Origin of the sequence: Microcoleus sp. B7-D4 (assembly GCF_036705125.1) — a bacterium.
In the GTDB taxonomy this organism is placed as follows: Bacteria; Cyanobacteriota; Cyanobacteriia; order Cyanobacteriales; family Microcoleaceae; genus Microcoleus.
Genome location: NZ_JAUBTT010000026.1, coordinates 1 through 6824 on the forward strand (window position 1 = coordinate 1; position 6824 = coordinate 6824).

7 protein-coding genes are annotated in these 6824 nt (G+C 43.2%); 4 read left to right on the forward strand and 3 right to left on the reverse strand.

All coding sequences use genetic code 11. From position 1 onward, the window contains the following. Positions 1-131: 131 nt before the first annotated feature. The 3 genes from QUB12_RS12640 to QUB12_RS12650 form a co-directional block, all read right to left on the reverse strand. A complete protein-coding gene (locus QUB12_RS12640) occupies positions 132-992 on the reverse strand; it encodes a formate/nitrite transporter family protein (protein WP_333307015.1) in 861 nt (286 codons plus the stop codon). 577 nt (positions 993-1569) lie between these two features. Further along, positions 1570-1692, reverse strand: a complete 123-nt coding sequence (locus QUB12_RS12645; RefSeq protein WP_333144369.1) for a hypothetical protein — start codon at positions 1690-1692, stop codon at positions 1570-1572. 19 nt (positions 1693-1711) lie between these two features. Beyond that, positions 1712-1906 (reverse strand): hypothetical protein, encoded by a 195-nt coding sequence (locus tag QUB12_RS12650; RefSeq protein ID WP_333300272.1) that lies wholly within the window; start codon positions 1904-1906, stop codon positions 1712-1714. On the opposite strand from QUB12_RS12650, the gene QUB12_RS12655 reads away from it, so the two are divergent. The 4 genes from QUB12_RS12655 (at position 1890) to QUB12_RS12670 (ending at position 6565) form a co-directional block, all read left to right on the forward strand. Continuing rightward, positions 1890-3308, forward strand: a complete 1419-nt coding sequence (locus tag QUB12_RS12655) for an Nramp family divalent metal transporter (RefSeq protein WP_333144370.1) — start codon at positions 1890-1892, stop codon at positions 3306-3308. The two genes, QUB12_RS12650 and QUB12_RS12655, sit on opposite strands and share 17 nt — an antisense overlap. A 264-nt stretch (positions 3309-3572) precedes the next feature. Further along, positions 3573-4436 carry an HAD hydrolase-like protein gene (locus QUB12_RS12660; RefSeq protein ID WP_333144371.1) on the forward strand — a complete coding sequence of 288 codons (864 nt, stop codon included), beginning with the start codon at positions 3573-3575 and terminating at the stop codon, positions 4434-4436. Beyond that, positions 4429-5502 carry an AI-2E family transporter gene (locus QUB12_RS12665; protein WP_333307017.1) on the forward strand — a complete coding sequence of 358 codons (1074 nt, stop codon included), beginning with the start codon at positions 4429-4431 and terminating at the stop codon, positions 5500-5502. Before QUB12_RS12660 ends, QUB12_RS12665 begins: the two co-directional genes overlap by 8 nt. 211 nt (positions 5503-5713) lie before the next feature. Then, a complete protein-coding gene (locus QUB12_RS12670; RefSeq protein ID WP_333144373.1) occupies positions 5714-6565 on the forward strand; it encodes a DUF1206 domain-containing protein in 852 nt (283 codons plus the stop codon). Positions 6566-6824 lie beyond the last annotated feature (259 nt).

The window sequence follows — 6824 nt, forward strand, 5'->3', positions numbered from 1 at the left end:
TACAACAAACTACATTGAAATTTAGTCGGATTTAACTGTAGCATATTTTGGGTTCCAGTTAAGATGCGTTTACCCTGTTAGAGAAATCGGGGTTCTCCATGCCCTTGATATAGTTTATTGGAGTGCAATTTCTAGAGGTCATCTTGAGCAACTTGGGCATGGTTTAAGGCAGCAACTAAGGTAACTCCGCCTAAAATATTACCAATTAGGGTAGGTATCATGAATTTGCCAAAATATTCTGGCCACGAAACAGCTTTAATTGCCACTGCATAGAAAACTTCCACCGATCCGGCAATAATATGAGGAAATTCACCTAGCCCAACCAGGGAAGTGATGATAACAATTACCCACAGTTGGGAAGACTCAGCGGCGGGGAGAAGCCAGACCATTAAAGCAATTAACCAACCAGCAAAGATTGCCCGCAATAAAGTTATCCAAAATCCTCCATCGATAACTCTTAAACCTATTTCGCCAAACGCTGTTTGAAATTCAGGCGGGAAGACTCCAACCTGTGCAACTATTGAGGCAAATATGAATGCACCTAACAAATTGCTTGCTAACACGATTCCCCATAATCGCAGCACTCGCATAAAAACTTTGGGTCTGCGATCGTTTAACAAAGGCAGAATGACAGTCAGGGTATTTTCAGTGAACAACTGCTGACGCCCCATCACCACGATGACAAAGCCGATACTGTACCCAAGGCTGACAATGATGGAACTCCAAGATTGCTGGGGTAAATTTGCTTGGAGTACACCTTGAGCCACCAGGGAAAATCCCATAGATAGTCCTGCGGCTAATCCAGACCAAGCTAGGGCTGAAACTGGACGGCACAACTCACTTTCACCCTCAATCCTAATCGTTTCGTGAATGATTAAGGCAGTGGGACGGATGCGCTCAATGATCTCTTCACGATCGCGATCGCTTAGTTCCAACTTTTGTTGACCCAGCAATTCTATTGCTTGGCTTGCTCGATCGCTATTTTGTGTCATCTCGCTCTTGTTAAATTATATGAACTTCGTAGTTCTCAGCATACAAACTAAACAATAGCGACGCGCCTAACCTGAGAATGAACTTTGGGTTTTTCTAAAAAGTCTCTGTAGAGAAAAAATAGCCGTGCAGCATCTATCTTAAGTTGGGTGATTTTAAAATTGAATGTAAAAGCAATATATCTTAAGTAATATATTTGGCTATTTGCTTTAATTTTGCACAATCATTGCCCGACATAGGTGTAGGGTAAAAATGTAAGAGTGGCAGTCTTAGGAGGTATCTTTGTACAAAATTAATTCCTTGAGTACAAGAAAACCTGACCAATTCAAAAATTCAACCACGAATGCGATTGTGGATGCTTCTAGCTGGTTCGCTCGCTGTAATTGGGAAGGAAAAGTCCTCTCTCAAACTTGAGAACCTAGTCAAGCCTGAGTGCGATCGCATTCGTTGTGGACATTGCCGTTTTTTTGGGACTAGCAGCAGTTTTTTTGGCTTGGCGCGTACCATCATTTGCAATTGGCCAATACCTGCTGTGAGTTTTACGTTGCCACAATCATGCAAGTGGCTTTGGCATTCAGTTCAATCTAACGTTTTTGCTGGCGATCGTAGTTGTCTTTGGTTTAATCTCACATCTTGCAGCATTCTCAAGAACGGGCATCTTGCCCGTTCCACAAAGAGTAGATTTTCTTGTGGAACAGGCATCTTGCCTGTTCCTAAAAGGCTAATTGAGAATGGTGCAAGATATAAGTTTAATCGGACTTTGGGTAAAAGCCAGCAGCAAGCGTCGTTTTAACAAGCTGTGAAGCACCGGAATATGAAAATCCACAATTTCAACCTCACCATAAATCGTGGGTAAATCGATCGGTGTTGACCAGTTACTAATCGAGTAATAACAAACAATGAATAGAGATAGCAATCGCAGTTCTTCTGCACAAATAACTAACCAACAGGGTGAAAATACAAATCAACAAATCCCGCAGCCACCAGAGGGTTGGGATCGCTTTAAATGGTTGGGGCCGAGTTTTTTATGGATGCTTTCGGCTGCTGGTTCTGGTGAGTTACTATTTACACCTCGAATTGCAGCACTTTACGGCTACTCGCTGTTGTGGGCGCTGCTAGCCGCTGTTATCCTCAAGTGGTTTATCAACAACGAAGTCGGGCGGTTTTCGGTTTGTACGGGCGCAACGATTTTAGAAGGTTTTAAGCAAATTCCTGGGCCAAAAAATTGGACGATTTGGCTGATTTTATTGCCGCAGGTGATAGTAGCAATTTCCACGGTTGCCGGACTTGCAGGTGCCGCCGCTACAGCACTGATTCTAGTAACAGGAGGAACAGTTAAACTTTGGACGGTGATTATTATCGCTGTGACGGCAGCAATTGTGTTCATGGGGCAGTATAAAGTTGTTGAAAAAATTTCCTCAATTATCGGCATCGGCCGCACGTTGGCAGTGGTAGCCGCGGCGATTTTTGTTTTTCCCAACCTTCGACAATTCGCAGCGGGTTTAGTGCCTCAAATTCCCCAAAACGTGCAATATCAAGAAATCCTACCTTGGCTAGGTTTTATGCTAGCAGGGGCAGCAGGATTGATGTGGTATTCCTATTGGGTGGAAGCCAGAGGATACGGTGCTGCTTCCCTCAAACAAGAACAACCCCTTGATTTTAATCAAATCGGCCACGAACAAGTAAAAAGGTTGCAGGGTTGGGTGACTTTAATGAGTTTATCCAACACCTTAGCAGTCGTGGGTGCGCTGTTAGCGGCACTCGCTTTTTTGATTCTCGGTGGCGAGTTGTTGCGTCCCCAAGGATTAGTGCCAAAAGAACAACAAGTAGCAGAAATTTTGGGTAGTTTGCTAGGCGACCTTTGGGGGCCATTTGGCTTTTGGTTTATGGTGGCAATTGTTTTTATTACTTTTGGTAGCACCACGCTTTCAGTCCAAGATGGCTTTGGGCGGATGTTTGCCGATGGCACGCAAATTTTACTGCAAGGATTTGGCGTGCAGGGTCGTTGGACGAATGAAAAATTTTTGCAGCGATTTTATATTATAGTGCTGTTAGCTGCGTTACCCATTGCGATTTATCTGATTTTCGGCGAACCCGTTTCCTTGCTACAAATGGCTGGAGGCATTGAAGCAGCTCACATTCCCATTGTGACTGGATTAACGCTTTATGTGAATCATCGAATGCTGCCCAAGGAATTGCGACCCTCGAAGTTTATCTGGGGTGGAACGGTAATTGCAGGGATATTTTTTGCCGGCTTTGCAGTTATCTATCTTTTACAACTGACCGGGATAAGTGGAACGAGTGGAGGAGGAAGTTAAACAGGGTTTTTATAGTGGCGCTAGCAGGTGAACGTGCCATAATTTCGCAAAAATAATAGTTACATTTGTCTGGCGATAACTGGCTAACTGTTACAGATACAAACTCCTCCTCAACAGCAATCGGAATTGAATTGTTAGATATTGCAATCGACCACAATCAAACATCTCCGATTCACTTTACTTTTTTCTGGACTATTTCCCAAAATTGGGAAAATCGCAACTATCAAGTTGCTGTTGTTAGTTAACCTTCACTTTCAAATTGTTATGACTCTCGCAACCAAACCTTTATCTAACTATATCGCCGTCGTGTTTGACTTCGACGATACCCTTGTCCCGGATACCGTCGATAGTCTGTTAGAAAGCCTCAATATTGATGCCCTCGCCTTTCGTCGCGATCGAATTCAACCTTTAATTGATAGCGGTTGGGACAATATTCTAGCCAGATTTTACGCACTTATCGAGGAATCTAAGCGTCAAGGGAACAAAATAACCCAGCAATATATAGCCAATTTTGGGAAAAAATTAGCGCCCTTTGATGGCGTTGCGGAAATGTTCGCTCGCCTACGCCAAAGCGCTTATGCAATCAACCCCAAAGTGGAAGTTGAATTTTATCTAATTAGCTGCGGTATGGTGGAAATTGCCCGTAATAATTGCATCGCCCCCAAGTTTAAGGCGATGTGGGGTTGCGAGTTCCATTATGGTAAAGAAGGCGAGATTGAGTTTGTCAAAAAAATTGTAACTCACACGGAAAAAACTCGCTATTTGTTTCAACTTGCCAAAGGCGTTGACAACTCTCCAAAAGACGATGGCACGACATTTGTTTATCGGGATGTTCCGGCGGAAGAATTGCACATCCCGCTAACGCAAGTCATTTATGTGGGTGATGGGGCATCAGATATTCCTTGTTTTTCGCTTTTGAATGAACAACAGGGAATAACGATTGGGGTTTATAAAGATACTACCGCACAAGAGTGGAGTCAGGAAATAGAAATTAGCCAAAGTCAGCGGCTGATGAATTTGGCTTCTGCAGAGTACAGTGAGGATTCGGAATTGATGCGATCGCTCACTCTCGCTGTAGAAAGTTTAGCCAAAAAAATCTCCCTGCTCCAGTTAAGTGTGGGTGAATAGAGAGGCTTTTGTTGTGGGTTTAGGAAAGTGGATCGGTTTTTTGGCTTTGGTAGCCTCCCTCTATATTTTGTGGACAATTAGAACGATTGTTTTACTGTTTTTTACCGCCGTAATTATAGCGATCGCTCTCAACCGTTTAGTGCGAAGATTGCAGCAGTCGGGTGCGAAGCGGGGAGTGGCGATCGCCTTAGCAATTGCGATTCTAGTCACAGCGAGCGCTGTCTTGCTAACTCTCATCGTAACGCGCCTGAGCAATCAATTTCAAGAGTTGTCCCAACTCGTCCCGCTAGGAATAGAACAACTGCGAGTTTGGTTCTATTGGTTGCAAGCAAGATTACCCGGACCAATTTTTGATAACCTTCCGAGTATTGACGATTTAACCCAAGAAATTAAAACGCTTTTTCGGTGGACAAGTTCGCCTATTTATCTGTTGTTTTCCAACTATCTCAGCTTGATTCTCAATACCTTATTAATTACCATTTTGACAATCATGCTTCTGGTAAATCCGATGCCATACCGCCACGCAGCTATCAGCCTTTTTCCGGCTTTTTACCGTCAGCGAGCCGATGAAATTCTCTCAAAATGCGAAGAGGGTTTAATGGGTTGGTTGGCCGGCGTTGCATTAAGCATGAGTTTTATTGGTATTACGAGCATTATTGGTTTGTTGGTTTTGCAAGTTCCCCTGCCTTTTGTGAACGGCGTTCTCGCATTCATATTAGCCTTAATTCCCTATATGGGCGCAATTTTAAGCGTAATTCCACCGTTGCTGCTGGCTTTATTAGATTCGCCTTCAAAAGCAGGCGCGGTGTTGTTGCTTTATTTCCTAATTCAACAAGTTGAAGGCAACTTAGTCACACCTATCATTATGGAAAAGCAGGTATCTCTGCTTCCCGCTTACACCTTAGCTCTTTTGACAGCATTCGGATTTTTCTTTGGCTTTTTGGGATTATTTTTAGGGCTACCAATTCTAATTGTTATTCAAATTTGGGTTAAAGAAGTTTTAATCAAAGATATACTAGACCCCTGGCAAACTGCTCCATCAGGGAAGCCATTTAATAACCCATAAAGCTATATTTGTCAAGCCCACTTAATGTGAATTTTATCACTCAATCAACCGATGACACTCCCGCTCAAGACAGATGACAAAAATTTCTCAACAAGGTAATTTTAACTTAATAAATAATAACATAAATTATCTGTTTAAGAACTCAGTTAACTGGAAAGGAATGCACCATTGCCTATGGCAGCAGTCGTGAACAACTAAATTGTCAAAAAATATGAAACCGCACAACTTACCCACCGACAGCATTAAACACTCAATTGGACAGGCAACTTCTCATGTCTGGTTTGAGCGACTGGCAAGATTGGGATATGCTTCCAAAGGCTTAGTTTACTTTATTGTCGGTTTTTTAGCAGCACAAGCAGCCTTTAGTATGGGCGGCAGGACAACCGATACTAGCGGTGCATTATCAGAAATTGTTAACCAACCCTTCGGTAAATTTCTGCTATTTCTTGTAACGATTGGCATTATTGGTTATGCCCTTTGGCGTATCGTTCAGACAATTCTCGACCCAGAACACCAAGGAGACAAATTGGATGCCAAGCGAATTGCCCAACGCATTGGCTACGGCTTAAGTGCTTTAGGATACGCAGGTTTGGCTTTAACGGCTGTAAAACTGATAATGGGTTCGGGCGGTGGTAAGAGCAATACAACCGAAGATTTGACAGCCCAAATTTTAGCGCAACCGTTTGGACAATGGCTGGTAGGATTGGCAGGATCAATTGTTATTGGCGTAGGATTTTCTTATTTCTACGAAGCATATAAAGCCAAATTTCGCCGCCATTTCAAGCTAGATGAAATGAGCCAAACCGAGCAAACTTGGGCGATACGGTTGGGTCGATTCGGAATTGCGGCCCGTGGGATTGTTTTCGTTATAATCGGTATTTTCTTAATTCAAGCAGCCAAGCTATCAGATGCCAGTCAAACGAAGGGATTGGGCGAGGTGTTGGCAATTCTGGGACAACAGCCTTTTAGTCCAGTGATTTTGGGTCTAGTACCTTTGGGTTTAATTGCCTATGGCATCTACTCGGTAATTCAAGCTCGCTATCGGAAAATTTTGCGATCGTAAGCTTGCCCGTTATGCAGAAAGTTATGAATTTTGAGTACAACAATTTTTTTGAATTAAAAACTTATCTAACTCAAAACTCATAACTTTTACAAGGCTTCCTGATTAAATCACCTGCTTTTAAGTCTGGATATTTTAACTCAAAACTCAGGGCGGGCACTCTTGGCACCGCCCCTACTCAAAACTCAGGGCGGGCACTCTTGGTACCGCCCCTACTCAAAACTCAGGGCGGGCACTCTTGGTACCGCCCCTACTCAAAACT

Bases quoted from the DNA above. Each gene is read 5' to 3' on its own strand.
- QUB12_RS12640 (WP_333307015.1), bottom strand. From the start codon at position 992: ATGACACAAAATAGCGATCGAGCAAGCCAAGCAATAGAATTGCTGGGT.
- QUB12_RS12645 (WP_333144369.1), bottom strand. From the start codon at position 1,692: ATGCCTGTTCCACAAGAAAATCTACTCTTTGTGGAACGGGCAAGATGC.
- QUB12_RS12655 (WP_333144370.1), top strand. From the start codon at position 1,890: ATGAATAGAGATAGCAATCGCAGTTCTTCTGCACAAATAACTAACCAA.
- QUB12_RS12660 (WP_333144371.1), top strand. From the start codon at position 3,573: ATGACTCTCGCAACCAAACCTTTATCTAACTATATCGCCGTCGTGTTT.
- QUB12_RS12670 (WP_333144373.1), top strand. From the start codon at position 5,714: ATGAAACCGCACAACTTACCCACCGACAGCATTAAACACTCAATTGGA.